Genomic DNA, 23,726 nt, shown 5'->3' on the forward strand with positions numbered 1-23,726 from the left:
GCCCCTTCGCGCCCCCTTATGGGGGAGATGCCCGGCAGGACAGAAGGGGCGTGGAGGGCGAGCCATCTTGATGCCAGTTCGCAAATGTAAGCCTAGCCTCCACGGGGCCGTCCGGGAACCTGCCGCGAAACTCGCCGTTTGCCGAACGAGGTGTTCGCCGGGCCTGCTCTCATTGGCGCCGGGCGAGAACCTCTGATCAACCCACGGGCGGACAGGCCGCATCGGCCTGTTCCGTTACGCAAATCTGGAAGGTCGGCGCGGTATGCAGGAGGTTTTCATCTGGATCGGCATTGTGTTCTGCATGTCGCAATCGGCGCTCTTTTCCGGATCGAACCTCGCGGTCTTCAGCCTCAGCCGGCTAAGGCTGGAGTCGGCCGCCGCCGTCGGCGATGCGAATGCAGCGCGCGCGCTCAACCTGCGCCGGGATGCAAATTTCACGCTTGTCACGATCCTTGTCGGCAATGTTGCGATCAACGTGCTGCTCACCTTGCTTGCCGAGTCGGTCATGGCCGGTGTGCTCGCTTTCCTGTTTTCCACCATCGTCATTACCGCGATCGGCGAGATCATCCCCCAGGCGTATCTGTCGCGCCATGCGCTGAAAGCGATCGCCTTCGTCTCCCCGCTGCTGAACATCTATCGCTTTCTCCTCTGGCCCATTGCCAAGCCCATCGGACACCTGCTCGATCTGTGGGTCGGCCCGGAAGCGATCCCCTGGTTCAGGGAACGGGAGCTGGAGGACATCCTCCGACATCACGGCGAGATGGCACAAAGCGAAGTCGGTGATGTCGAAGCAACCGGCGCCATCAATTTCCTGGCACTCGACGATCTCACACTTGGAGAGGAAGGCAGCGCCGTGGACCCGCAGAGCGTGATCGCGCTCCAGATCAGCGACGGTCGCCCCGTCTTCCCGCGTTTCGAACACAGGCCGGACGACGAATTCCTTCAGCGTCTGCGCTCATCGGGCAAGCGATGGATCATCCTGACGGATTCGGAGGAGGAGCCCCTCCTCGTTCTGGATGCGCGCTCCTTCCTCCTTGACGCAGCCTTTTCCCTCTATCCCAAGGCACCCGAACACTATTGCCGGCGGCCCGTGGTCGTCCGTGATGCAGCCCAGACTGTTGGCTGGGCGTTGTCTCGAATTCGCCAAGAGGTCTCCGGCGGGCGCGCGGACAGCGGCAATCCATTGCTGGTCTGGTCGGCACAGCAGCGCCGTATCATCACCGGATCGGACATGCAGCAATGCCTGTTCCGGGGCATCGGCTAAACGCGACAACAGAGCGCAAACACCGCGCATTTCCATGGTTGCAAGGCGATCTCGCGGGTACGATACCGGGGCGCACAAAGGGAGCGATTCATGAATCCGGCACTGATCACCTACGGCTCGCTTGCGATTGCGATCGTGTTTGAAGTCATCGGAACATCGTTCTTGCAGCAGAGCCAGCAGTTCACACGCCTACTGCCGACCGCGGGAATGGCCGTGTGCTACGCAGGCGCCTTCTACTTTCTCTCAATCTCGCTAAAGGCGATACCAGTCGGCGTTGCCTACGCGATCTGGAGCGGGCTCGGCGTTGTCCTCATCTCGATCATCGGAGTCATCGTTTTCAAGCAGACGCTCGATTGGGCAGCCCTGATCGGGCTGGGGCTGATCGTTCTGGGAGTCGTGGTCGTGAACGGCTTCTCCGACTCGATCTCCCACTGAGTCCAATACCGGGCCACGGCATGAAAACTCCCGGCGCGTTCGCCTTGATGTCGGGTAGACGCAATCTCCATATAGTGGGATCGAACGTCTCCGGCCCGAGGCAACCGGCACGATTGCCCCGCGCATTTTCAGTCCGCCATACGGGAGCTGCTCATGACCGCCTTGTCCATTCTCGATCTTGCCCGGGTCAGTGAAGAAACGGATGCCCGAGGCGCACTCGAAAACGCGCGCGATCTCGCAGCACACGCGGAAAACTGGGGTTATCGGCGTTTCTGGATCGCCGAACACCACAACATGGAGGGGATCGCCAGCGCCGCTACGCAGGTGGTCATCGGCTATATCGCTGGTGGAACAAAAAGCATTCGCGTGGGCGCGGGCGGCGTCATGCTCCCCAACCACGCGCCATATGTCATCGCCGAGCAGTTCGGCACGCTTGCCCGGCTCTATCCGGACCGCATCGACCTGGGGCTTGGCCGCGCGCCCGGAACCGATCAGCTGACGCTCCGCGCGCTCCGCCGCACGCCGCAAGCGGCGGAAAATTTCCCGCAGGACGTCGTCGAGTTGCAGTCCTATTTCGCTCCGCCGAGTTCCGATCAGCGGATCAAGGCCGTTCCCGCAGCCGGCACGGACGTGCCGCTATGGATACTCGGGTCGAGTAATTTCGGCGCCATGCTGGCTGCCGAGCTCGGTCTTCCCTACGCTTTTGCCTCTCATTTCGCGCCCGACATGCTCCTGCCGGCGCTGGAGTTGTACCGCAGCCGCTTCAAGCCGTCCGCGCAGCTCGACCGACCCTATGCAATGGTGGGCGTGAACATCATCGCCGCCGAAGCCGAGGCCGAAGCAAAGCGCCTTGCCACGACCCAGCAGATGTCCTTCGTCAATCTGCTGCGTGGAACGCGGGGGCTCAGCCAACCGCCCATCGAGGACATCGAGACCTACTGGACACCGGCCGAAAGGGCGCGCGCGATGAAGATGCTCGAACGCACGATCATCGGCTCAAGCGATACGGTGCGTGCCGGCATCAAAGCGCTGCTTGAGGAAACCGGCGCCGACGAGCTCATGGTGGTCTCGGATATCTACCATCATCCCGCACGCTTGCGCTCCTTCGAGATCATCGCGGAAGCTGCACGGGAGCTATAGCCGGCTGCACACTCATGCATCATCGGCGGGCTCGATGCGCAGGATTTCGCCATTGCTCTCGTCGGTGACCACGTAAATTGCGCCGTCCGGGCCTTCCGTCACATCCCTGATGCGCAATCCGAGACTTTCGAGCAGACGCTCTTCGCCCGTCACATTTTCTCCGCCGATTTCCAGCCGCACCAGGGCGGTGGACGCCAGCCCGCCGACGAAAAGATCACCCTGCCAATCTGGGAAGGCCTCGCCGCCATAGAAGGTCATACCCGAAGGAGCGATCACGGGCGACCAGCTATGGATAGGATCGACCATGCCTTCCGCCTGCTGAATGCCCTCACCGACCGGCGTACCATCATAGTTGACGCCCAGCGAGACCACCGGCCAGCCATAGTTCTCGCCCGGCTCGACAATGTTCAGTTCGTCACCGCCTTGCGGGCCGTGCTCTATCTCCCAAAGCACGTTCGTCTCAGGATTCATTGCCGCCGCCTGGATGTTGCGATGGCCATAGGACCAGATTTCAGGCAGCGCGTCCTCCTGGCCGGCAAACGGGTTGTCGTCCGGAACCGATCCATCGGGATTGATCCTCACGATCTTCCCCAGATGAGAGTCGAGATCCTGAGACTGAACGCGGAACTGCTCGGCAAAACGCTCACCCAACGTCACGAAGAGATGTCCCTCGCCGTCGAACACAAGCCGCGATCCGTAGTGCGCGCTGCTGTTCGCCTTGGGCTGCTGTTGGAATATGACTTCGACATCTGAGAGCGCGGTGGCATCGTCGCTGAGCGTTCCCCGCGCGACAGCCGTCCCATTGCCACCCTCACCGGGTTCGGCATAGCTTACATAGACGAGCCGGTTTTCTGCGAAGTTCGGGTCCAGCGCGACGTCGAGCAACCCGCCCTGCCCTTGCGCAAATACCTCCGGCACACCTTGGATGGGGTCCGAAACCTCTCCCTCGGCCGTTACGTGACGAAGATTGCCCGGGCGCTCCGTCACCAGCATGCTGCCGTCGGGCAGGAAGGTAATCGCCCACGGATTCGTCAGCCCGTCCGCAACAGTTTGCACATGGATCGACGGCCCCTGGGTCTCGAACACCTCATCCACCGCCGCCGCGGGAAAAGCGAGGAGAAAGGCGGCCATTGCCGCGGAACTGCGAAGCGCCATTTTCGTCATGGATTCCTCCTGTTAACAATTGATCCGCCTGGGGCATGAGGCAAACCGGAACGCCGCTACCGGCCCAATCCCGCAACACATCCCATGTTCCCACCTCCATTGCAGTCCGCTGCGATCGTTCCCGTATTCACAATGTAAGGACCGGCTTCTATGCTGAATCGAATGCGTAAGAATGACAGCTTCGCGGCGCGGTGAGGAGTCTTCCCGGCCCGGCAACCGAAGCGAACATACTCTGGAGCGGGCATATGGCGGGAAACGGTAAGCTTGACGACGCAGCGCGCGCCGCCTGGCTTTACTATGTCGCCGGTAACACACAGGATCAGATCGCTGCGAAGCTCGGCGTCTCCCGGCAGTCCGCTCAGCGCCTCGTCTCCCTCGCCGTGTCGGAAGGCTTGGTGAAGGTCCGCATCGACTATCCCATCGCCAGGTGCCTCGACCTGTCGAGGGAATTGCGGGAGACCTACGCGCTCTCCTTCTGCGAGGTAGTGCCCACCGATCCCGATTCCACCTCGACCACACTCGGCGTTGCCCAGGCAACGGCAATCGAGATAACCAACTGGCTGAGACGCCCGGATCCGATCGTCATGGCCGTCGGAACGGGACGCACATTGCGCGCCGCGGTCGAGCAGCTCAGCACGATTGACTGCCCCCAGCACCAGGTGGTCTCCCTCACCGGCAACATCTCGCCGGATGGCTCTGCCGCCTATTACAACGTTGTCTTCACGATGGCCGACAAGGTGAAGGCGCGCTTCTTCCCCATGCCGCTGCCCGTCATCGCGTCTTCCGAGAGCGAGCGCACAGCGCTGCATGCGCAGCCGATGATCCGCAACACGCTGGCCCTTGCCGCGCAGGCGGACGTGACATTCGTCGGGATCGGCGAACTGGACGATCAGGCGCCGCTCTATCTTGATGGCTTCATCACGAAGGAGGATCTCCAGGCGCTCCGTGACGCAGAGGCCGTAACGGAAATCGTCGGTTGGACCTACAACGCCGAGGGCCGCCTCGTCGAAGGCATCACCAACGAGCGCGTCGCCAGTGCCCCGCTGCCCGACGCGGAATCGTCACTCGTCATCGCCTCCGCCATGGGGCCGCGCAAGCTGCCCGGCATCCGCATCGCGCTCAAGGGCCGCCTCGTTAACGGCCTGATCACGGACGAGGCCACCGCCGAGGCTTTGCTTAACACCAAGTGAGATGCACAGGGCCCGCTAGCGAATCAATGCCCTTTGGCGATAACGCGCAACAAGCGCTCGTCGCCGGTTATAAGTTTCCAGCCCCTCCGCCGGTACAGTGCTCCATAGGATGTTCGCAGTTTCCACTGGCAAGCGATACGTGTGCTGCACCGCAGCAACGAATGCGGATTGACTCCCATGCCGTTTATTGAATAATTGCTCAAGAGCATAGCATTTGCTCAAGTATCTTCCTTGGGAGGAATTCATGAAACTCAAGTCTGTGCTCCTCGGAGCAAGCTTTCTCGTCCCATGCGGCACCGCTGCCCAGGCCGAGACGCTGACGATCGCCACCGTCAACAATGGCGACATGATCCGCATGCAGAAGCTGTCGGATCATTTTACGGAAAAGCACCCGGACATCGATCTGGACTGGGTGACGCTGGAAGAAAACGTCCTTCGCCAGCGGGTCACCACCGATATCGCCACCGAGGGCGGCCAGTACGATATCATGACCATCGGCGCTTACGAGACGCCGATCTGGGCCGAGCAGGACTGGCTCGCTCCCCTCGACGGTCTGGGCGAGGATTACGACGTCGATGACCTGTTGCCGGCCGTGCGGGATGCGCTATCGGTGGACGGCACGCTTTATGCCGCCCCGTTCTACGGCGAAAGCGCCATGATCATGTACCGCACCGATCTGTTCGAAGAGGCCGGGCTCGAGATGCCGGACTCGCCCACCTGGAGCTTCATCGCCGATGCGGCGCGCCAGATCACCGACAAGGAGAACGAAGTCTACGGCATCTGCCTGCGCGGCAAGGCGGGCTGGGGCGAGAACATGGCTTTCGTGACCGCGCTCGCCAATTCCATGGGTGCGCGCTGGTTCGACATGGACTGGCAGCCCCAGTTCGACAGCGAGGAATGGAAGAACGCCGTGCAGTTTTATGTCGACCTGATGAACGATGCCGGCCCTCCCGGAGCCTCCTCCAACGGCTTCAACGAGAACCTGACGCTCTTCCAATCGGGCAAATGCGGCATGTGGATCGACGCGACGGTCGCCGCCTCGTTCGTGACCAACCCGGATGAGTCCACGGTTGCCGACAGCGTTGGCTTCGCCCAGTTCCCGACCCATCAGGACCTCGACAATCACGGCAACTGGCTGTGGGTGTGGTCGCTGGCCATCCCAGCGAGTTCGGAAAAAATCGATGCCGCCAAGCAATTCATCGCCTGGGCGACATCCAAGGAATACACCGAACTCGTAGCCTCCGAAGAAGGCTGGGCGAACGTGCCGCCGGGAACGCGCACCTCGCTTTATGAGAATGAGGAGTACCTCGAAGCGGCGCCCTTCGCCGACGAGACGCTTGAGGCGATGAACGCCGCCAACACGACCAACTCCTCGGTCCAGGAAGTGCCTTATTCGGGCGGGCAGTTCGTCGCCATTCCCGAGTTCCAGGGTATTGGCACCGCCGTGGGGCAGCAGTTCTCCGCAGCGCTGGCCGGCCAGGTTTCGGTCGATCAGGCTCTGCAGTCGGCGCAGCAACTTACCGAGCGCGAAATGACGAAGAGCGGCTACATCGATTAAGTCGCCTCCCTGCCTGGGTCGCCTCGCATGAATGCGCAGGCGGCCCCTTTTTTCCGATCGCACTCTGCCGGAGAAGAACCGATGGCAACCATGCACACACGCTCGACCGCGCGCCTGATGATGGCGCCTGCCGTGGTGTCCCTGCTTTTGTGGATGGCAGTGCCGCTCGGCATGACCATCTGGTTCTCCCTCCTGCGTTACAATCTGCTGATGCCGGGCATGGAGGAATGGACCGGCTTCACGAACTATCGCTATTTCCTCACCGATCCGGCCTTCTTTACCGCCATCGCCAACACCTTGCTCATGGTCGGCGGCGTGCTTCTCATCTCGGTGGGCGGCGGCATTGCACTGGCCCTCCTGCTCGATCAGGCCTTTTTCGGTCAGGGCATTGTCCGGCTTCTGGTCATCGCGCCCTTCTTCGTGATGCCCACCGTTTCCGCACTCGTGTGGAAAAACATGTTCATGAACCCGGTCTACGGCCTCTTCGCCATGGTGGCGCGGTTTTTCGGCCTCGAACCGGTGGACTGGTTTGCCGAAGTCCCGCTCTTTTCGATCATCATGATAGTCGCTTGGCAATGGCTGCCCTTCGCGACCCTCATCCTGCTCACCGCACTTCAATCGCTGGACGAAGAACAGAAAGAAGCGGCGGAAATGGATGGCGCAGGGCCCCTCTCCCGCTTCATCTACATAGTGCTGCCGCACCTTTCCCGCGCGATCACCGTCGTCATCCTTATCCAAACGATTTTCCTGCTCTCGATCTTCGCCGAGATCCTGGTAACGACCAATGGCGGACCGGGACTCCAGAGCACGACACTGACATACCTCGTCTACGTTCAGGCCCTGCTCCAGTTCGACGTCGGCAGCGCCTCGGCCGGCGGCATCATCGCGGTCATCCTGGCCAACATCGTCGCCATCTTCCTGATGCGCATCGTCGGCAAGAATCTGGACGCTTGAGGATTAAGCCATGGCACGCGCAGTCTCCACCCGCAGAAAATGGATCACCACCATCGTGGCATGGACCATAGGTCTTGCGCTCTTCTTCCCGATTCTCTGGACGTTCCTGACAAGCTTCAAGACGGAGGGCGAAGCGATCGCCACGCCGCCATCCTTGATGTTCTTCAACTGGACACTGGAAAACTATGTCGAGGTCCAGGCCCGCTCGAACTATCTCAAATATTTCAGCAACTCGATCATCATTGCCGTCGGCTCCACGATCGTCGGCCTGCTGATCGCTGTTCCGGCCGCGTGGGCAATGGCCTTCTCGCCCACCAAACGCACCAAGGAAATCCTCCTGTGGATGCTCTCGACCAAGATGCTCCCGGCAGTCGGCGTGCTCGTCCCGATCTATCTTCTCTTCCGCGATGCCGGGCTTCTCGACAGCCGCATCGGGCTGGTCGGCGTACTGACCATGGTCAACCTGCCGATCATCGTGTGGATGCTCTACACCTATTTCCGCGAGATTCCCGGCGAGATCCTCGAGGCCGCGCGCATGGATGGCGCCTCGCTGGCCAAGGAGATCGTCTATGTGCTGACGCCGATGGCGCTGCCGGGCATCGCCTCGACCATGCTGCTCAATATCATCCTGGCGTGGAACGAGGCGTTCTGGACACTGAACCTGACGGCATCCAGCGCAGCGCCGCTGACCGCCTTCATCGCCGCCTATTCGAGCCCGGAGGGGCTGTTCTGGGCTAAGCTGTCGGCCGCATCGACGCTGGCTGTCGCGCCGATTCTCATCATGGGCTGGTTCTCGCAGCGCCAGCTTATCCGTGGCCTGACGTTCGGCGCAGTGAAGTAGGCCGAGGGGAGAAAATGGGAAAAATAACGCTCGAGAACGTATCGAAATCCTTCGGCCAGACCGTCGTCATCCCGGAGATCGACCTGACGATCGAGAATGGCGAGTTCGTGGTCTTCGTCGGCCCGTCCGGTTGCGGAAAGTCCACGCTGTTGCGTCTCATCGCAGGCCTCGAGGACACATCCAAAGGTGCCATTCGCATCGACGGCGAGGATGTGACGCGAGAGCCGCCGGCAAGGCGCGGCCTTTCCATGGTCTTCCAGTCATATGCGCTTTATCCGCACATGACCGTGCGCCAGAATATCGCCTTCCCGCTGAAGATGGCGGGCGAGGACAAGACCGCCAGCGCGAAGAAGGTGGAAGACGCCGCGCGCATCCTCAATCTGACGGACTATCTCGACCGCCGTCCCGGCCAGCTTTCCGGGGGCCAGCGCCAGCGCGTCGCCATCGGCCGTGCCATCGTGCGCCAGCCCAAAGCCTTCCTCTTCGACGAGCCGCTGTCGAACCTCGACGCAGCCCTGCGCAGCACCATGCGTCTGGAGATCAGCGAGCTTCACCAGAAGCTGAAGACGACCATGGTCTACGTGACCCACGATCAGGTCGAGGCCATGACCATGGCCGACAAGATCGTGGTGCTACAGGCGGGCCGTGTCGAGCAGGTAGGCTCCCCGCTCGAGCTTTACCGCAGCCCGCAAAACCTCTTCGTCGCGGGCTTCATCGGCTCACCGAAGATGAACTTGATCGGCGGCACCGAAGCCGCGAAACACGGCGCCGCCACGATCGGAATAAGGCCGGAGCATATCCATCTTTCTCCCAACGACGGCCCCTGGAAGGGAACTGTCGGCGTAGCGGAGCACCTGGGCGCAGACACGCTCCTTCACGTGAGCGCAGATGGTATCGGCCAGATCACGGTGCGCGCCGGCGGCGAATACGAAGTGCGCCACGGCGACACCGTTCACCTCACGCCCGATCCGCAAAAAATCCACCGTTTCGACGCTGAAGGGAAGGTTTTCTGATGGGCCGGTTGCAAGGAAAGACCGCCATCGTCACGGGTGCCGCACGTGGCATCGGCCGCGCCTTCGCCGCGCGTTATGTCGAGGAAGGCGCCCGCGTGGCCATCGCAGACATCAATCTGCAAGGCGCCGAAATGGCCGCAGCCGAAATGGGCGAAAGCGCAGTCGCGATTCACCTCGACGTCACCGACCAGGGATCGATCGAAAAGGCGATCGGAGAAGCGGAAGAGCGTCTCGGCGGCGTCGACATTCTGGTCAATAACGCCGCACTCTTCGATCTCGCGCCCATCGTGGAGATCACGCGCGAGAGCTATGACCGCCTCTTTTCCATCAATGTCGCCGGCACCCTGTTCACGATGCAGGCCGTCGCCCGCTCCATGATCGCGCGCGGCAAGGGCGGCAAGATCATCAACATGGCAAGCCAGGCCGGCCGCCGTGGCGAGCCGCTGGTCGCCATCTACTGCGCGACAAAAGCTGCCGTCATCAGCTTGACCCAATCCGCAGGGCTCGATCTCATCAAGCACGGGATCAACGTCAATGCCATCGCCCCCGGCGTGGTCGATGGCGAACACTGGGACGGCGTGGATGCCCTCTTCGCAAAGCACGAAAACCGCCCCCTCGGCGAGAAGAAGCGCCTGGTCGGCGAAGCCGTCCCCTATGGGCGTATGGGCCGCCCGGAGGATCTCACCGGCATGGCGGTTTTTCTGGCCTCTCGGGAGGCCGACTACATCGTCGCCCAGACCTACAACGTCGACGGCGGCAACTGGATGAACTGAGGGCGGGCAGAGCAATTGAACGACACGGCCAAAAGAGAAACCATGCGCATTGAACTTTCGACACGAGCGCTGGACCGGATCGCCAGCCAAGCGGCCGTACCAAACTATGACCGCGCACAGCTTACCGCCGGCATTCTTCATTTTGGCATCGGCAATTTCCACCGCGCGCACCAGGCCGTCTATCTCGATGCCTTGTTCAACCAGGGACGTGACCATGATTGGGCGATCGTCGGCGCCGGCGTCCTGCCCTCCGACGAGAAGATGCGCCAGCTTCTCGCCCGCCAGGATAATCTCACCACCGTTGTCGAACAGGATGCCGACCGCAGCACGGCCCGCGTGACCGGTGCCATGATCGACTATCTCGAACCCGGCGACACCGCCGCCACCATCGCGAAACTTGCCGATCCGGCCATTCGCATCGTTTCGCTCACCATCACCGAAGGCGGCTACTTCATCGATGCATCCGGCCGGTTCGACCCGGCTCATCCCGACATCGCCGCCGACGGCGCCGCCCCGGAGGATCCCGTCACTGTCTTCGGCCTCATCGCGGCCGGCCTGAAACGCCGAAGGGCCGCCGGCATCCCGCCCTTCACCGTCATGTCCTGCGACAACATCCCCCACAACGGCGTTGTCACCCGCAATGCAGTGGTAGGCCTAGCCGCGCTCTTCGACCCGGAGCTTGCCGCCTGGATCGGAGAAAACGTCGCCTTCCCCAACGGCATGGTCGACCGCATCACCCCCGCCACGAGTGACCGCGAACGGCAGATCTGCGCGGCGGACTACGGCATCGAGGACGCCTGCCCCGTCTTCTGCGAAGGCTTCAAGCAGTGGGTGCTGGAAGACGATTTTCCGGCCGGTCGCCCAGCGCTCGAAGAGGTCGGCGTGCAGTTCGTGCCCGACGTCACCCCATACGAGCATATGAAGATCCGTATCCTGAACGGCGGCCATGCCGCCATCGCCTACCCGGCCGGTCTTCTGGACATCCACTATGTGCACGAAGCGATGGAGAATCCGTTCGTGCGCGCCTTTCTCGAAAAGATCGAGTACGAGGAAATCATTCCCGTCGTCCCACCCGTGCCCGATATGGATCTTCTTGAGTACTTCCGCCTGATCGAGGAGCGCTTCTCCAACCCTAAGATCGGCGACACGGTCCGCCGCCTCTGCTTCGACGGCTCGAACCGCCAGCCCAAGTTCATCGTCCCCTCCATCGCAGAGCGGCTGGCACAAAACGCGGGGATCGACGGCCTGGCGCTGGAGTCGGCTCTCTGGTGCCGCTACTGCTACGGCGTCAGCGAACGCGGCAAGATCGTAGAGCCCAACGATCCCGCCTGGGAGCGTCTGCAGGCGCAGGCGCATAAGGCAAAGGAGGATCCGCAGGCGTGGCTCGGCATGGAGGACATCTACGGAGAGGTGGCGCGCTCGGAGATCTTCCGGACCGCCTTCACTAGAGCGCTTTCCGCCCTGTGGGAGCACGGGACGGAAAAGGTGCTCACGCGCTATCTCGAGGGGCGGCTGTAGGTGTAGCGGAATGGATATGGCAACGCTCTTTCACGCCCGCCTCTGTCCTGAGCTTCGCCGAATCGCCGGAATCGCCTCGTGAATGCCCCCCGGCTCATCATCTTCGATTGCGACGGCGTTCTGGTCGACAGCGAACCGATCTCCATCGCCGTTCTCCTGGAAATACTGAACGAAGCCGGTCTGCGCATCGATATCGATGATGCCTATGGCCGTTTTCTCGGGCGCTCGATGGCCAGCATCGCAGCATCGGTAAAGGCGGAATTCGGCTTTGCCATCACCGATCTTCACCTGGAGGATATGCGCGCGCGGCTTTATGAGCGTTTCCGCCGCGAGCTTCGTCCCATGCAGGGGCTGGCATCAGTTCTCACCGAATCGCGCATCGCCCGCTGCGTGGCCTCCTCCAGCCAGCCGGAGCGCATCCATCTGTCACTGACCGTCACCGGCCTTCTGGATTATTTCCAGCCGCACATCTATAGTTCCACCATGGTGGCAAACGGAAAACCCGCCCCCGACCTGTTCCTTCATGCGGCCGGCGCGATGGGCGCCGCTCCCGCCGAATGCGTGGTCGTTGAGGACAGCCCCGCCGGAATCGAGGCGGCTAGGCGCGCGGGCATGCGCGTGCTGGGTTTTGTCGGCGGCTCCCACGCCGCCCCCGCCGACCTGCGCAAAACGTTCGAGACATTGAAGCCGGACCACGTTTTTGACGATATGCGGCAGCTTCCTACCCTCCTTGCCGGCCTCGGCGCGGCCCCCTGATGCGCGATCTTGTCTGCGCGGTGGATGTCGGCACCGGAAGCGCCCGCGCCGCAATTGTCGACAGAACCGGCAAGCTCCTCTCGCGCGAGGAGCATCCGATCGTGATGAACAGGCCCGGCGCCAATCACGCCGAGCATGATTCCGAGGATATCTGGCGCGCGGTCTGCCGCGCCGTGGAAGCGGCTCGGGAAGCCGCCGATGCAAGCGCGGAGCGCATCGCGGCAATCGCCTTTGACGCCACCTGCTCGCTGGTCGTGCGCGGCGGGGATGGCAAGCAGCTCAGCGTATCCACGACCGGCGACAGCCGCTGGGACACGATCGTCTGGCTGGATCACCGGGCACTCGCCGAAGCCGATGAATGCACCGCCACCGGGAACCGCGTGCTCGACTATCTTGGCGGCGTCATGTCTCCGGAAATGCAGACGCCGAAGCTGATGTGGCTGAAGCGGCACAAGCCGGAGACCTGGGCAAGCGCGGCCCATTTCTTCGACCTCGCCGATTTCCTCACCTGGAAGGCGACCGGCTCGACCGCCCGCTCGCAATGCACGCTGACGGCCAAATGGACCTACCTCGCCCACGAGAACGGCTGGCAGCAGGACTTTTTCGAGAGCCTCGGCATTTCCGATATGATCGAGCGCGGCGGGCTGCCGCGGCGGGCCACGCCGGTCGGTGACACCGTAGGGCACCTGACACCCCAAGCCGCCACCGCGCTCGGGCTCGACGCGGAGTGTGTCGTAGGCACGGGCGTTATCGATGCCTTTGCCGGCGCGCTCGGCACGATCGGTGGTTTCGAAGAACAAGACGTCGAGCACCATGTAGCGCTGATTGCCGGTACATCGAGTTGCCTGATGGGAATGGCGCCGAAAATGCGCCAGGTCAGCGGGGTCTGGGGCCCCTATTTCGGCGCTGCCATTCCGAGTTTCTGGCTCTGGGAGGGCGGCCAGTCGGCGACCGGAGCGCTGCTCGACCACATCATCCGTATGTTCGGCGGAGGCCGCGAACCGGATGCCGCCACGCATCGCGCCATCGTGCAGCGCATCGACACGTTGCGGCAGGCGGAAGGTGCGGCGTTCGCGTCCGGCATACACGTCCTGCCGGATTTCCACGGCAACCGTTCTCCCCATGCCGACCCGCATGCGCGCGGCGGCATTATTGGACTTTCACTCGACTATTCTTTCGATACGCTGTGCCGCGTCTACTGGCGCACGGCCGTTGCCATTGCATTCGGCCTGCGGCAAATCCTCGACCATCTTGCCGCGCACGGTTATCGGGTGGAAACACTCCACGTTACCGGCGGCCACCGGCGCAATCCGCTGCTCATGGAGCTTTATACGGACGCGACAGGGCGTACGGTCCACGAGCCGCAGACGGAGGACGCCGTCCTCCTCGGCACGGCCATGGTCGCGGCGGCGGCCGCCGGCTGGTTCCCAAGCCTGTCGGAAAGCTGTCGCGCCATGCGGCCATCCGCCGGCGTCCGCCGGCCGGATCCTGGACGCGCGGAGAGCTACGACCGCGACTACCGCACGTTCCTGAAGCTCCAGAAGGAGCACCGCGCCCTGGCGTGAGAGCGCGGGTGCGAAGTGAGGGGCTCGCCGACTGGATCACAGCGCGCCACCTCCGGATTCCTCCTCGCGCGGGGATAAAATCGGCGCCTCAGACATTTTTCTCGTCAGCTAACCATCTGTTTTTGCGCAATATCGGAAAATACTTCGAACTTTTTTCCCGCTTGTTTATCCCCGCCCTCTCAGCCGCTCTTATCATCCGACCCATCGCTCTCGCGGGAACCGGATGCGCACCGGGTGTTCGGGAGGGCGGCGGTGGCGAGCCTTTGGGCGGCGGGACCGAGACCCGCAATTCGAAGGTTCCGCGACAGGCCGGTGCCCCCGGCCGGTCGGGCGGTTACGATCCCGAGCCTCTCTCGGAGGCTGAGACAGGAGGTCGCCCGGCGGGACATGTCAACGGGGGTGAAGCCGCAAGCAGGGTCCCAGGTACGGGCCTTTGCGAGCGGCCGGCCGACGGCGGCAATGTCCACCGGCGGGGCGCGTGCAAACGTGCCTGACATAGAAGTGAGAAGTCCGGAGCACGCGCCCCGCTTCCCGCTTTCTCAACAATGGCCAGACGGCGAAAGCCGGGCGTGGCGACGATGCCGCGCGCCTCCTTGAGAGGGAGAGCCGAGCACATCAACGCGGAGGGGTGCGCCAGCGAGGATAGTGCGGATGAGCCCCTACGGCCCCAGCCAATTTCCCAATCAACCCTCCCCGGAAAGGATAAGGTCCGCCGCTTTTTCCGCGATCATCAGGGTCGGCGAGTTCGTATTGCCCGATGTGATCGTCGGCATCACCGAGGCATCGGCAATCCGCAGGCCGGAGAGACCGCGCACGCGCAACTGTGGATCGACGATCGAGTCGGGATCCGCACCCATTCGGCACGTCCCCACCGGGTGGAAGATGGTGGTTCCGACCAGACCCGCGGCTTCCACGAGTTCTTCTTCGGACTTGTACTCCGGCCCCGGCTTGAATTCCTCGGGCCGGTACGGTCTCAGAGGCTCCTGCTCGACGATCCGACGCGTTATCCTGATCGCCTCGGCGGCGACATGTTTGTCGCTTTCGGTCGACAGGTAATTGGGCCGAATGGAAGGTTGCTGCCGAAAATCCGGCGACGAAGCGTGGATGGATCCCCGGCTTTCGGGCCGCAGATTGCACACGCTGGCGGTGAACGCAGGAAACGCATGCAGCGGCTCGCCGAATTTGTCCAGCGAAAGCGGCTGTACATGGTACTGCAAATCCGGCGTCTCGCGGGACGGATCAGAACGCGTAAAGATGCCGAGCTGGCTCGGCGCCATCGCCATCGCGCCCGTCCGGCGGACGGCATACTCCAGGGCGATGGCTGCCTTGCCGAAAAGCTTCCCGGCCCGCTCATTGAGCGTACGGATACCGTCGACCTTGTAGGCGCAGCGAATCTGCAGGTGATCCTGGAGATTTTCCCCAACGGAAGGCCGCTCGAGCACGACCGGAAGCCCGGCCTTCTGCAGCGCGTCGCCACGCCCGATTCCCGACAGCTCCAGAATATGCGGCGAACCGATAGAGCCGGCCGCCAGAACGACCTCGCGGCGGGCCCGCACCTTTCGGGTGACACCATGCTGCTCGAAGGAAACGCCCTTCACTGCCAAATCCTCGATGACGAGGTGGCGGACATGGGCATTCGTTTCGACCTTCAGGTTGCGCCTGTGCCGCACGGGCCGCAAAAACGCCTTGGAAGCGCTCCAGCGGATGCCACCGCGCTGGTTCACCTTGAAGTAGGAGGAACCTTCATTGTCGCCGCGATTGAAATCGTCCGTGCGCGGAATGCCGGCGGCCTCCGCGGCTGCCTGAAAGGCATCGAGAATATCCCAGCGCACGCGCGCCTCCTCTACGCGCCACTCCCCCCCGGCCCCGTGCATCTCGTCGGCGCCCTTGTAGTAGTCCTCTGACTTCTTGAAATAGGGCAGGACATCGTCCCAGCCCCAGCCGGCGCAACCCATCTGGCGCCACAAATCGTAGTCCCGTTCCTGGCCGCGCATATAGATCATGCCGTTAATCGAGGAGCAGCCGCCCAGCACCTTGCCACGCGGGTAGGCCAGCGAGCGCCCGGCGAGGCCCGGTTCGGGATCGGTGGTGAAGCACCAATCCGTACGCGGGTTGGAGATGCAGTAGAGATAGCCGACTGGAATATGGATCCAGTGATAGTTGTCCTTGCCTCCGGCTTCCAGAAGCAGCACCGAGACATCCGGGTCCGCCGACAGCCGATTGGCCAGGACACATCCCGCCGTCCCCGCGCCGACGATTATGTAGTCGTATGCCTCGGTCATGGCGACGATCAGCCGTCCGCCCGCTGCTCGCGCTTGCGCAGCAGACGCGCCTGGACCTCCCCGACAATCCCGCGGCGGAAGATCAGGACGCAGATCATGAAGATTGCGCCGGTGACGATGGTGACCGGAAGCGCGGAAGTCGCCAGATAGTTCTGCAGCGTGACCACCAGCGCCGCACCCGCAATCGGGCCGGCCATGGTGCCGATACCACCCAGCAGCGTCATCAAAATGACCTCGCCGGACATCTGCCAGCCCACATCCGTAAGCGTGGCGAACTGGAACACCAGCGCCTTGACGCCGCCTGCAAGGCCTGAAAGCGCGGCGGACAGGATGAACGCAGCCAGCTTGTACCCCTGCACGCTGTAACCGAGCGAAATCGCCCTGTTCTCATTCTCGCGAATGGATTTCAGGATCATCCCGAACGGCGAATTGACGATGCGCCAGATCGCAAACACACCAATCAGGAAAATCGCCATGACAAAATAGTACATGTTGAGCGACTGGCTGAGATCGATAAAGCCGAAGAGGTGGCCGCGCGGCACGCCTTGCAGCCCGTCTTCGCCCTTGGTGAAGGGAGCCTGCAGGCAGAAGAAGAAGAACATCTGCGCCAGCGCCAGCGTGACCATGGCGAAATAGATACCCTGCCGGCGTATGGCGAAGAATCCCATCACCGCGCCCATGACGGCTGCGCCCGCGACGCCGAGCAGGATACCGGCCTCGGGAGGCCATCCCCATTCCTTGACGGCATGCGCGGTGAAATAGGCAGCACCGCCGAAGAAGGCCGCATGACCGAAGGACAAGAGCCCCGTGAAGCCGAGCAGCAGATTGAAAGCGCACGCAAAGAGCGCAAAACACAGCATCTTCATGACGAAGACGGGGTAGAAGAAGAACGGCGCGGCCAGCAGCCCGGCGAGCGCGACGCCGAGCAGCAGCAGATCGAAGCGCGTCGTCTGGCCGGTCCGCCCTTGGGATATAGTCAGGTCGGCCATCTACGCATCCTTTCCAAACAGCCCGGCCGGCCGCACGAGCAGCACCAGTGCCATGATCACGAAGATGACGATGTTGGAAGCTTCGGGATAGAAGACCTTGGTCAGCCCCTCGGCGATCCCCAGCATATAACCGGTAGTGATGGCGCCGAGGATGGAGCCCATCCCGCCGACCACCACCACGGCGAACACGACGATGATGAGTTCGGCGCCCATCAATGGGCTCACCTGATAGACCGGCGCCGCCATGATGCCGGCAACCCCGGCCAGACCCGCGCCGATGCCGTACGTCAGGGTCAAGAGAAGCGGCACATTCACGCCGAAAGCCTGCACGAGCGTGGGATTTTCGGTGGCCGCCCGCAAATAGGAGCCGAGCTTGGTTTTCTCGATGAGAAGCCAAGTGCCGATGCAGATGATCAGCGAGGCGATGACCACCCACCCGCGATAGATCGGCAGGAACATGAAGCCCAGATTGACACCGCCGGTCAGCATCTCCGGCGGTGTGTAAGCTTTCCCGGACACACCGTAGAAGTAGCGGAACGTGCCTTCGATCACCAGCGCAAGCCCGAACGTGAACAAGAGCCCGTACAGGTGGTCGAGATTGTAAAGGCGCGAGATCGCAAGCTTCTCGATCACCATCCCGCTCAAGCCAACGATCAGCGGCGCAAGGATCAGCGCCGGCCAGTAGCCGATGCCAAAATGCGTGAGCAAAAGATAGCCCACGAAGGCTCCCAGCATGTACTGCGCGCCATGGGCGAAGTTGATGATGCGCAGCATGCCGAAGATGATTGCCAGCCCGAGACTGAGCATCGCGTAAAAGGATCCGTTGATCAGTCCCACGAGAAGCTGTCCCATGAGTGCCTGAACGGGGATGCCGAATATCATCATTGTCATGGCGTCAAACTCCCAGGGCCTCGTGAAGCGCTTCCATTCGCGACTCGAGTTCGGAGACAGGGAAGCTACTCGTCACCTGGCCATGCTCCATGAGGTAAAAGCGGTCGGCGATGCGTCGGGCAAACCGGAAGTTCTGCTCAACCAGCAAAACCGTGATTCCGCGGTTCTTGAGTTCCGAAAGAACCTCACCGATGCGCTGAATGATCACCGGAGCGAGACCTTCCGTCGGCTCGTCCAGAAGCAGAAGCTTGACCCCGGTCCGCAGGATGCGCGCCATGGCGAGCATCTGCTGCTCGCCACCGGAGAGCTTGGTACCCTGGCTGTTGCGCCGCTCCTTGAGATTGGGAAAGAGATCGAAAATCTCCTCAAGGCTCATGCCGTCCGCGGAGACGACCGGCGGCAGGAGAAGGTTTTCTTCCACCGAGAGCGTTGAAAAGATACCGCGCTCCTCTGGCACATAGCCGATGCCGAGATAGGCGGTGCGATGCAGCGGCACGGCCATGAGATCGCGCCCGTCGAAGGTCATCTGGCCGGACCGCTTGCGGATTATCCCGATTATGGCCCGCAGCGTCGTCGTCTTGCCGACGCCGTTGCGGCCGAGCAGGGTCACCGTCTCCCCCCGATGGACCTCCAGATTGACTCCGTGCAGCGCATGGCTCTCGCCATACCAGGCGTTCAGATCGCGAACCGACAGCAGGGGAGCACTTTCACTCATCGCCGGTCCCCATGTAAGCGAGCTTCACCTGCTCGTTTTCGCTCACTGATGAATAGTCCCCCGCCGCGATGACCTCACCGCGCTGCAGAACCGAAACCCAGTCGCAGAGATCGGCCACCACTTTCAAATTGTGCTCCACCATCAAGACCGCGCGGTCCTTCGCCACGGAGCGGATAATGTCTGACACGGTGCTGATGTCCTCCTGGCCCATCCCGGCCATCGGTTCATCGAGAAGCAGCACCTTGGGGTCGAGAGCGAGCGTGGTGGCAATTTCAAGCACCCGCTTGCGGCCGTAGGATAGATCGGCCGCCATCTTGTGCCGTTCGTCCTGCAGGCCGACGGATTCCAAAAGTTCATTCGCCCGCCCGTCGAGCCGCTCGAGCGACGAAAGCGACTGCCAGAATTGGTAACCGAGCCCCTGCGGCCGCTGCAGCGCAACGCGCACATTGTCCAGCACCGAAAGATGCGGGAAGGTCGCCGAGATCTGAAACGAACGTACGAGCCCCAGACGCGCAACGCGCGCCGGAGACATACGCGTGATATCCCGTCCTTCGAGCGTGATCGTGCCGCTTGTCGGCTTCAGGAACTTGGTCAGCAGGTTGAAGACGGTTGTCTTGCCTGCGCCGTTTGGCCCAATCAGTGCGTGGATGCGCGCATGGTGTGCATCGATATCGACATTGTTGACGGCCATGAAGCCGCCGAACTCCTTGTAGAGACCGCGGGCAGAAAGCACTGCCCGCGGCTCCGCATTATCCACCTGGCGGCCGGAAGCGACCGCCGTCTGAGTGTCTGTCATGACGACTTACTGGGTTACGAGCGGGCAGCCGCTTTCCGCAGGATTGATATAGGCTTCATCGCCCGGGATCGTAGCCAGCACGTTGAAGTAGTCCCAGGGCTCTTCGCTCTCGTCAGGGGACTTCACTTCAAGCAGGTACATGTCCTTGATCATACGGCCATTGGCGCCCACTTTGCCGTTTTCGGCGAAGAAGTCGTTGACCGGCATCTCGTGCAGTTTCTCGGCCACGGCCTGCGTCGCGTCTGTTCCAGCTTCTTCGATCGCCTTCAGATATTGCAACACGGCCGAATAGGTGCCCGCGTGAATCATGTTCGGCATGCGGTCTGTCCGCTCGAAGAACCGGCGGGCAAATTCACGCGATTCGTCGTTGCGGTCCCAGTAATAGCCTTCCGTCAGGGTTAGGCCCTGAGCTGCTTCGAGACCAAGCCCGTGGACCTCAGCCAACGTGAACAGCAGCGCGGCAAGACGCTGGCCACCGGCAACAATGCCGAACTCGGCCGCCTGTTTGATGGCGTTCGATGTGTCCAGGCCGGCATTTGCCAGCCCGATCACTTTCGCACCGGAGGACTGCGCCTGCAGCAGGAAGGACGAGAAATCGGTCGTGGAGAGCGGGTGGCGCACCGACCCTAGAACTTCACCGCCCCTGGATTCGACGAACTCACTCGTCTGCTCCTCGAGAGAGTAGCCGAACGCGTAATCGGCGGTCAGGAAGAACCAGGTGTCACCGCCTTGTTCCACCAGGGCACCACCGGTACCGACAGCCAATGAATGGGTGTCATAGGCCCAGTGGAAACCATAGGGCGAGCACTGTTCCCCTGTCAGCTCGGTCGTCGCGGCGCCGGTGACGATATCGATTTTCTCTTTTTCCATGGAAATCCCCTGAACGGCGAGCGCGACCGATGAGGTGGTGAGTTCCATGATGGAATCCACCTGCTCGGTATCGTACCACTGGCGCGCGATATTCGCCGCGACGTCCGGCTTGTTCTGGTGGTCGGCGGTAATAACCTCGACGGGTGCGCCCAGCACCTCACCGCCGAAATCCTCAACTGCCATCTTAGCCGCCTCGAACGACCATACGCCGCCGAAGTCGGCATAAACGCCGGACTGGTCGTTCAGGATACCGATTTTCACAATGTCGTCGGAAACCTCCTGCGCATGCGCAGGAATCGCCGTCGCGGCCAGCAAGGCGGCCGAAGCAAACGCCAGTGTCTTCATAGATTATCCTCCCGTTTTGGTCTTCGTTATAGACAAGCACAATTCACGCGCCAAGCCACGAAACCCCGCGGCCTGATAATGCGGCAGAAGCAGAAGACGGCCCTGAGCATGCAACATGTCTCCTCCCAGGCCATCACATCCGTCCGCCGCAACACGGCTTGCCGATAAGTAGCATTGACGACCGGCCTCACAAACGTCCAATTACGCACAGAGCTTGATAGAAAACGAACATGCACCGATTCACCTGGGACGATCTGCAATTCTTTCTCGCCGTGGCCCGCACCGGCCAGCTTTCGGCGGCTGCGCGCAAACTGCGCACCAATCACGCCACTGTCTCCCGCCGCATCGACAGGTTGGAACAGACCCTCATGGCGAAACTTTTCGAGCGAAATGCGCGCGGCTATGTTTTGACGGCGCTCGGCGAGCGGCTGATCGAGAACGCGGAGACGATCGAGCGCGAGGCGGAAAGATTTCACAAAGAGGCCGCCGGTGAAGCAGCGCCGGTCAACGGGGCGGTGCGTGTCAGCACGCTGGAAGGGTTCGGCAATTACTTTCTTGCCGATCGTCTGCCAAGTCTGGCTCGGTCACAGCCGGGACTCTCGTTCGAGGTCCTGACGATCCAGCAGATCGTGTCCCTTTCACGCCGGGAAGCGGATATAACGATCACGCTGACCGCGCCCAAAACCGGCCCATACCACACCGAGAAAGTCACGATGTACCGACTGTTCGTCTATGGCAGGCGCGACTATCTCGACGCTCACCCGCCGATCACCTGCCACGCGGATCTCGCACGGCATTACTTTATCGGATACACCGAGGACACCATCTTCACGCCTGGGCTCGACTACCATCGAGAACTCCTGCCGGGCGTGCGCGCGACATTCCAGAACTCAAGTATCCATGCCCAGCTCGCCGCTGCGCGCAGCGGGCTGGGACTATGCGTTCTGCCGCATTACATGGCCAGGCATTATCCCGAGCTCGTGCCTGTCATTCCTCGCCAAGTGCATCTGGAACGGGAATACTGGGCAACCTGCCATCAGGATATGGCGGACGCGCCGCGCATTCGAACCCTCCGGAATTTCATCAGAAAGGAGGCGGCGAATGCCCGGCAGGATTTTCATGGAGATGTGCTCCTGGCGTGAACCGCCAAGAGCAGAGTTTAGGCTAAGCGGCCTGCGCCAACGCACCTTCGCTTTCGCTTTCGATGAAAGCGTGGTGCAGCGCCTTTACGGCCTTTTCCCGGTCCTCGCTGGCGACGACGAACTGAACATCGACACCACGGCCGGTTTCCTGAGCCGAAATCGGTTCGATGCCGAGCTCCGAAAGCGCTGTGAGCCCCTTGTACATGATGTTGAGGCCTTTCAGGTCGCGGCCGATCACCGACACCATGCCGGCGCGACGGGTCGTGATCCGCGCGGAAGGATACCGCTCGGCCAGATCCCGTTCGACACGGCGTATCGCCTTCAGCGGCGCCTCGATGTGGTGAACGATAGAGTTGGCGTTCGACACCTTGGACACGATGCGTATCCGATGGCGTGTCAGCACTTCCAGGATTGCCGCGTCGTATCCCTTCACGCCGACCATATCCTGCTCGAAAAGCTCCAGCGAGGTCACGGGCAGGCCGGTCACCATTTCCACGCCCGGCCCCTCGGCCGGTTCGGCGTCGATCAGCGTGCCAGGATCGTGCGGCTCGAAGGCGTTCGCCACGCGCAGCGGAACGCCTGCCTGGCGCAGCTTCTTCGCCGCCTTGGGATGGATCGCCTCCATGCCCATGTTCGACAGCTGGTCGGCGACGTCGTAATTCGTGCGGCCGATCTTGCGCACGTTTTCGGTTCCCACCAGGCGCGGATCGGCGCTGGAAAGGTGGAATTCCTTGTGAATGATCGCCTCGCGCGCGCCGGTCAGAGCGGCAATGGTGGCAAACGTCACCTCAGAATAGCCGCGGTCGAATTCGCGCATCAGCCCCTCGCGGCACTGTGCATAACCCGTAACGATGGGAAGCTCGCGCGCAAAATCCACGTCGGCAAAGGCGTTTTCGATCCGCTCGGCCAGATCCGGCTGGGACTCGTCGCGCCAGCCCGTCAGGTCGACGAAACGGGCGTTGACCCCATTGCGCCGCAGAAGCAGGGTAAGATTGTTCGCCGAATGCGCTTCACCCAGTGCCGACAGCATCTCGCGGATGGTCTGCATATGCTCGCCGAGCTGGAAGTGCCCGTAGGAGCACAGGCGCTGCAGGTCTATCAGGCAGCCACGCGCACCCTCGACCCGCTCACGCACGAAATCGTCCGCAGCATTGCGGTCTCCGGCATCGTCGAAGATGTCGGCGTTGATTTCACGCATGGCGCGACTGACGCCGCTCAGCGCGTCCATCCACCCGTGATCGTTGTCGGCATGGGCGAAGAGCGCATAAACTCCGGGCTCGCTTGACTTCTTGTGCTCCAGGAGCTTGTCGGTAATGCCCGCGAAAGCGGAGACCACGAAGACACGCTGGTAGAGCGCCCCGTCGCTGCGCTTGCCTATGAGGATCGTGTCCAGCAACTCGCGCGCACGGGTCATCGACGTGCCGCCGATCTTCTCGACGGTGTGTTTGTTGCGCGCGTTTACTGGCGCGCCGCGGCTCTCCGCGACGCGTAGGTCTTCCGGTCGTGTGGTCATATCTTTAATTCG

21 protein-coding genes are annotated in these 23,726 nt (G+C 62.1%); 13 read left to right on the forward strand and 8 right to left on the reverse strand.

Translation table 11 applies throughout. The features are described from left to right. The first annotated feature begins 262 nt into the window (after nt 1-262). From LY631_RS12200 to LY631_RS12210, 3 genes are all read left to right on the forward strand, one after another. A complete protein-coding gene (locus LY631_RS12200) occupies nt 263-1,264 on the forward strand; it encodes a DUF21 domain-containing protein (protein ID WP_274425676.1) in 1,002 nt (333 codons plus the stop codon). A 90-nt stretch (nt 1,265-1,354) separates the two neighbouring features. Then, nucleotides 1,355-1,699: a DMT family transporter gene (locus LY631_RS12205; RefSeq protein WP_274425677.1), complete on the forward strand. Its 345-nt coding sequence runs from the start codon at nt 1,355-1,357 to the stop codon at nt 1,697-1,699. 153 nt (nt 1,700-1,852) lie between these two features. After that, nucleotides 1,853-2,839, forward strand: a complete 987-nt coding sequence (locus LY631_RS12210) for an LLM class flavin-dependent oxidoreductase (protein WP_274425678.1) — start codon at nt 1,853-1,855, stop codon at nt 2,837-2,839. A gap of 12 nt (nt 2,840-2,851) precedes the next feature. Here the strand turns inward: LY631_RS12210 and LY631_RS12215 are convergent, their stop codons facing one another. Further along, entirely contained in the window at nt 2,852-4,003 is a 1,152-nt protein-coding gene (locus LY631_RS12215) for a PQQ-dependent sugar dehydrogenase (protein ID WP_274425679.1), read from the reverse strand. A 245-nt stretch (nt 4,004-4,248) separates the two neighbouring features. On the opposite strand from LY631_RS12215, the gene LY631_RS12220 reads away from it, so the two are divergent. The 9 genes from LY631_RS12220 to LY631_RS12260 all read left to right on the forward strand — a co-directional run bounded on the left by LY631_RS12220 (nt 4,249) and on the right by LY631_RS12260 (nt 14,171). Then, entirely contained in the window at nt 4,249-5,193 is a 945-nt protein-coding gene (locus LY631_RS12220) for a sugar-binding transcriptional regulator (protein WP_274425680.1), read from the forward strand. A gap of 244 nt (nt 5,194-5,437) precedes the next feature. Beyond that, nucleotides 5,438-6,751 (forward strand): ABC transporter substrate-binding protein, encoded by a 1,314-nt coding sequence (locus tag LY631_RS12225; RefSeq protein WP_274425681.1) that lies wholly within the window; start codon nt 5,438-5,440, stop codon nt 6,749-6,751. Between the two features lie 81 nt (nt 6,752-6,832). Beyond that, nucleotides 6,833-7,705, forward strand: coding sequence for a carbohydrate ABC transporter permease (locus LY631_RS12230; RefSeq protein WP_274425682.1), 873 nt, complete (start codon nt 6,833-6,835; stop codon nt 7,703-7,705). Nucleotides 7,706-7,715: 10 nt separating this feature from the next. Next, nucleotides 7,716-8,546, forward strand: coding sequence for a carbohydrate ABC transporter permease (locus tag LY631_RS12235; RefSeq protein WP_274425683.1), 831 nt, complete (start codon nt 7,716-7,718; stop codon nt 8,544-8,546). A gap of 14 nt (nt 8,547-8,560) precedes the next feature. Further along, on the forward strand, nt 8,561-9,559 hold the full coding sequence (locus LY631_RS12240) for an ABC transporter ATP-binding protein (protein WP_274425684.1): 999 nt from the start codon (nt 8,561-8,563) through the stop codon (nt 9,557-9,559). Beyond that, nucleotides 9,559-10,332: an L-iditol 2-dehydrogenase gene (locus tag LY631_RS12245; RefSeq protein ID WP_274425685.1), complete on the forward strand. Its 774-nt coding sequence runs from the start codon at nt 9,559-9,561 to the stop codon at nt 10,330-10,332. The genes LY631_RS12240 and LY631_RS12245 overlap by 1 nt, the downstream gene beginning before the upstream one ends. A 42-nt stretch (nt 10,333-10,374) precedes the next feature. Further along, nucleotides 10,375-11,850 carry a mannitol dehydrogenase family protein gene (locus LY631_RS12250; RefSeq protein ID WP_274425686.1) on the forward strand — a complete coding sequence of 492 codons (1,476 nt, stop codon included), beginning with the start codon at nt 10,375-10,377 and terminating at the stop codon, nt 11,848-11,850. Nucleotides 11,851-11,928: 78 nt separating this feature from the next. Next, nucleotides 11,929-12,606 (forward strand): HAD family hydrolase, encoded by a 678-nt coding sequence (locus LY631_RS12255; RefSeq protein WP_274425687.1) that lies wholly within the window; start codon nt 11,929-11,931, stop codon nt 12,604-12,606. Next, nucleotides 12,606-14,171, forward strand: coding sequence for an FGGY-family carbohydrate kinase (locus tag LY631_RS12260; protein ID WP_274425688.1), 1,566 nt, complete (start codon nt 12,606-12,608; stop codon nt 14,169-14,171). Before LY631_RS12255 ends, LY631_RS12260 begins: the two co-directional genes overlap by 1 nt. A 683-nt stretch (nt 14,172-14,854) precedes the next feature. Here the strand turns inward: LY631_RS12260 and LY631_RS12265 are convergent. Genes LY631_RS12265 through LY631_RS12290 form a run of 6 tightly spaced genes read right to left on the reverse strand, consistent with a single transcriptional unit; the run spans nt 14,855 to nt 21,059 of the window. Then, nucleotides 14,855-16,453 (reverse strand): GMC family oxidoreductase, encoded by a 1,599-nt coding sequence (locus LY631_RS12265; protein WP_274425689.1) that lies wholly within the window; start codon nt 16,451-16,453, stop codon nt 14,855-14,857. A gap of 8 nt (nt 16,454-16,461) precedes the next feature. Next, entirely contained in the window at nt 16,462-17,442 is a 981-nt protein-coding gene (locus LY631_RS12270) for a branched-chain amino acid ABC transporter permease (protein ID WP_274425690.1), read from the reverse strand. Beyond that, nucleotides 17,443-18,327 carry a branched-chain amino acid ABC transporter permease gene (locus LY631_RS12275; protein ID WP_445082882.1) on the reverse strand — a complete coding sequence of 295 codons (885 nt, stop codon included), beginning with the start codon at nt 18,325-18,327 and terminating at the stop codon, nt 17,443-17,445. Between the two features lie 10 nt (nt 18,328-18,337). Beyond that, nucleotides 18,338-19,048, reverse strand: a complete 711-nt coding sequence (locus tag LY631_RS12280) for an ABC transporter ATP-binding protein (protein WP_274425693.1) — start codon at nt 19,046-19,048, stop codon at nt 18,338-18,340. Next, the gene (locus LY631_RS12285) at nt 19,041-19,844 is read right to left on the reverse strand and encodes an ABC transporter ATP-binding protein (protein ID WP_274425694.1); all 804 of its coding nucleotides are present in this window, start codon (nt 19,842-19,844) and stop codon (nt 19,041-19,043) included. Before LY631_RS12285 ends, LY631_RS12280 begins: the two co-directional genes overlap by 8 nt. Nucleotides 19,845-19,850: 6 nt before the next feature. Continuing rightward, complete coding sequence (locus LY631_RS12290; RefSeq protein WP_274425695.1) at nt 19,851-21,059, reverse strand: ABC transporter substrate-binding protein; 1,209 nt, start codon at nt 21,057-21,059, stop codon at nt 19,851-19,853. A gap of 230 nt (nt 21,060-21,289) precedes the next feature. Here LY631_RS12290 and LY631_RS12295 point away from each other — a divergent pair, with 230 nt between their 5' ends. Continuing rightward, on the forward strand, nt 21,290-22,201 hold the full coding sequence (locus tag LY631_RS12295; RefSeq protein ID WP_274425697.1) for a LysR family transcriptional regulator: 912 nt from the start codon (nt 21,290-21,292) through the stop codon (nt 22,199-22,201). A 22-nt stretch (nt 22,202-22,223) separates the two neighbouring features. Here the strand turns inward: LY631_RS12295 and LY631_RS12300 are convergent, their stop codons facing one another. Beyond that, nucleotides 22,224-23,714: an aspartate kinase gene (locus LY631_RS12300; RefSeq protein WP_274425698.1), complete on the reverse strand. Its 1,491-nt coding sequence runs from the start codon at nt 23,712-23,714 to the stop codon at nt 22,224-22,226. Between the last annotated feature and the right edge of the window lie 12 nt (nt 23,715-23,726).

Source organism: Chelativorans sp. YIM 93263, assembly GCF_028767125.1.
Lineage (GTDB): Bacteria > Pseudomonadota > Alphaproteobacteria > Rhizobiales > Rhizobiaceae > Chelativorans.

What these genes read in the sequence shown, in the direction of transcription:
- LY631_RS12205 (WP_274425677.1), top strand. Translation starts at nt 1,355, where the DNA reads ATGAATCCGGCACTGATCACCTACGGCTCGCTTGCGATTGCGATCGTG.
- LY631_RS12230 (WP_274425682.1), top strand. Translation starts at nt 6,833, where the DNA reads ATGGCAACCATGCACACACGCTCGACCGCGCGCCTGATGATGGCGCCT.
- LY631_RS12200 (WP_274425676.1), top strand. Translation starts at nt 263, where the DNA reads ATGCAGGAGGTTTTCATCTGGATCGGCATTGTGTTCTGCATGTCGCAA.
- LY631_RS12290 (WP_274425695.1), bottom strand. Translation starts at nt 21,059, where the DNA reads ATGAAGACACTGGCGTTTGCTTCGGCCGCCTTGCTGGCCGCGACGGCG.
- LY631_RS12235 (WP_274425683.1), top strand. Translation starts at nt 7,716, where the DNA reads ATGGCACGCGCAGTCTCCACCCGCAGAAAATGGATCACCACCATCGTG.
- LY631_RS12240 (WP_274425684.1), top strand. Translation starts at nt 8,561, where the DNA reads ATGGGAAAAATAACGCTCGAGAACGTATCGAAATCCTTCGGCCAGACC.
- LY631_RS12260 (WP_274425688.1), top strand. Translation starts at nt 12,606, where the DNA reads ATGCGCGATCTTGTCTGCGCGGTGGATGTCGGCACCGGAAGCGCCCGC.
- LY631_RS12300 (WP_274425698.1), bottom strand. Translation starts at nt 23,714, where the DNA reads ATGACCACACGACCGGAAGACCTACGCGTCGCGGAGAGCCGCGGCGCG.
- LY631_RS12225 (WP_274425681.1), top strand. Translation starts at nt 5,438, where the DNA reads ATGAAACTCAAGTCTGTGCTCCTCGGAGCAAGCTTTCTCGTCCCATGC.
- LY631_RS12215 (WP_274425679.1), bottom strand. Translation starts at nt 4,003, where the DNA reads ATGACGAAAATGGCGCTTCGCAGTTCCGCGGCAATGGCCGCCTTTCTC.
- LY631_RS12275 (WP_445082882.1), bottom strand. Translation starts at nt 18,327, where the DNA reads ATGATGATATTCGGCATCCCCGTTCAGGCACTCATGGGACAGCTTCTC.
- LY631_RS12285 (WP_274425694.1), bottom strand. Translation starts at nt 19,844, where the DNA reads ATGACAGACACTCAGACGGCGGTCGCTTCCGGCCGCCAGGTGGATAAT.
- LY631_RS12265 (WP_274425689.1), bottom strand. Translation starts at nt 16,453, where the DNA reads ATGACCGAGGCATACGACTACATAATCGTCGGCGCGGGGACGGCGGGA.
- LY631_RS12270 (WP_274425690.1), bottom strand. Translation starts at nt 17,442, where the DNA reads ATGGCCGACCTGACTATATCCCAAGGGCGGACCGGCCAGACGACGCGC.
- LY631_RS12245 (WP_274425685.1), top strand. Translation starts at nt 9,559, where the DNA reads ATGGGCCGGTTGCAAGGAAAGACCGCCATCGTCACGGGTGCCGCACGT.
- LY631_RS12295 (WP_274425697.1), top strand. Translation starts at nt 21,290, where the DNA reads ATGCACCGATTCACCTGGGACGATCTGCAATTCTTTCTCGCCGTGGCC.
- LY631_RS12210 (WP_274425678.1), top strand. Translation starts at nt 1,853, where the DNA reads ATGACCGCCTTGTCCATTCTCGATCTTGCCCGGGTCAGTGAAGAAACG.
- LY631_RS12280 (WP_274425693.1), bottom strand. Translation starts at nt 19,048, where the DNA reads ATGAGTGAAAGTGCTCCCCTGCTGTCGGTTCGCGATCTGAACGCCTGG.
- LY631_RS12220 (WP_274425680.1), top strand. Translation starts at nt 4,249, where the DNA reads ATGGCGGGAAACGGTAAGCTTGACGACGCAGCGCGCGCCGCCTGGCTT.
- LY631_RS12250 (WP_274425686.1), top strand. Translation starts at nt 10,375, where the DNA reads ATGCGCATTGAACTTTCGACACGAGCGCTGGACCGGATCGCCAGCCAA.